Raw genomic sequence first — 265 nt, 5'->3', positions numbered from 1 at the left:
ACAGGCAGCCCGTTTTTTGCGTCCGTTCAAAGCTTGATGTGACTAGGTCACTACGTCACAGCACATAACGCGACAGGTCTTCGTCTTCGGCAACTTCGTTCAGCGCGCGATCCACATATGCTGCGTCGATTTGCACCGTGTGGCCGGAGTGATTGCCGGCGGAGAACGACACTTCTTCGAGCAGCTTTTCGATAACCGTATATAGACGGCGCGCGCCGATATTCTCGGTCTTTTCGTTCACCGAATAAGCGATCTCGGCGAGGCG

1 pseudogene is annotated in these 265 nt (G+C 54.7%); it reads right to left on the bottom strand.

From position 1 onward, the window contains the following. Positions 1-55 precede the first annotated feature (55 nt). Positions 56-265: pseudogene (hslU, locus tag R0J87_RS21285) on the bottom strand (HslU--HslV peptidase ATPase subunit); the annotation flags it as partial.

The sequence above is a fragment of the Halomonas sp. SIMBA_159 genome (genome assembly GCF_046536035.1).
Taxonomy (GTDB): Bacteria; Pseudomonadota; Gammaproteobacteria; order Pseudomonadales; family Halomonadaceae; genus Vreelandella; species Vreelandella venusta_A.
The sequence above is the reverse complement of the archived record's forward strand: the minus strand, read 5'-3'. Positions and strand labels throughout refer to the sequence as shown.